Annotated in this window: 1 protein-coding gene and 1 pseudogene; both read left to right on the top strand. The window is 39.8% G+C overall.

The window, feature by feature from the left end:
* Positions 1-218: pseudogene (locus I3255_RS14510) on the top strand (TIR domain protein); the annotation flags it as partial.
* A gap of 141 nt (positions 219-359) precedes the next feature.
* Positions 360-1,151 (top strand): DUF5677 domain-containing protein, encoded by a 792-nt coding sequence (locus I3255_RS14505; protein WP_237033030.1) that lies wholly within the window; start codon positions 360-362, stop codon positions 1,149-1,151.
* The last annotated feature ends 51 nt before the right edge of the window (positions 1,152-1,202 follow it).

The following is a 1,202-nucleotide window of genomic DNA, read 5'->3' as shown; positions in this document are numbered from 1 at the left end:
CACCTTCATTTTTGAAGCGTATTGCAGGTGAGGGCATTGCTGATAAGGAGCTTTCGGCTCTTCTCGCTACTGATCTATTAGTCCCAATTGTTCACGACACAACCTATGAAAACCTGCGTGAAGCAAGTCCATTACTTGGTTCTCGTAGTGGTCTAGATACCGCTGAAGATCCCTTAGAGAATGTTGCAGCCAAACTTGCGGAATTGGTTGCGCTCTAATAAAGCATTTAAGAGTGATTCCCAACGCTTGGCTTTTTTGTCTCCGCGTTGGGTTTTGTGTTTACAGTGGTATGGTTGAGGCTAGGTGGTAGCGTTGCTCACACCTTAATGCGGCGTTATATTTCTCGGAGAATTTGCAGCATGTATGACGAAGGACATTTCAAGGAAAATTCTTCGCTGTTTGAAAGCTTGGTGAGTGCAGCAGTTGATGTGTCAGATAAATCAGGAGGAATATTAACTTCAGGTCAGCGAATAGAAGCAACAAAAATCTATACTAGGTTAACCCTGAGTGCTATCACGCTTGAGCGGATTCTTCCCACAACATTCGGTATTTGGGATTTTTCATCAATAGCTATATTAGCTCGTAGTTTTATCGAAACTTCGCATCGTTATTGCTATATCTCGGAAATTGAATTGTCTGAAGGTGAATTAGAGTTTCGTCGAAAACTATACTTTTTCCATGCAAATATGGAGAAGTATCGACTTTACTCTAGTCAACCTGAACATGAAGTATTAGAGTCATTTAAAGCAGGGTTGCCTCAAAGTAAGAAAGAAATTGTTGAGTCTGAGTTTTTCTTCTCACTTCCTAAGCACATGCAGAACAAGATTAAATCAGGCAATACAGATATGCATGTTAGCGATGAAGTAATTTCAAAGCGTTTTGGTTTAATAAAAGAGCAATATTCTTTTTACTATCGTATATTGTCTAACCATAGTCATGGTTCACCACTATCGACGACCTCACAATCTAATATTCGCGGTAGAGGTATGAAGAACGATGCTGAATTGTTTTATATTACTTTGACCTTACAGATTTTAAATCGCTATCTGTCGCATGTGATTAGCACTCAAGTTGCCCTTTTGTCGTTAGAACATGAGTGTCAGGATAGCTTGAGTTTAGCTAAAGAGGCTTTCATTAAGTCCGAAATATAACAAATAAGGATATGTGTCGCGAAGCCGACACCTATCCGAAGTGTTGGACAA

It is taken from the genome of Psychrobacter sp. Ps6, assembly GCF_022129235.1.
In the GTDB taxonomy this organism is placed as follows: Bacteria; Pseudomonadota; Gammaproteobacteria; order Pseudomonadales; family Moraxellaceae; genus Psychrobacter.
Note: the sequence above shows the minus strand (reverse complement) of the source record. Positions and strands in the feature narration are given on the sequence as shown.

Excerpts from the sequence above, each read along its gene's own strand:
- I3255_RS14505 (WP_237033030.1), top strand. The coding sequence starts at position 360 with ATGTATGACGAAGGACATTTCAAGGAAAATTCTTCGCTGTTTGAAAGC.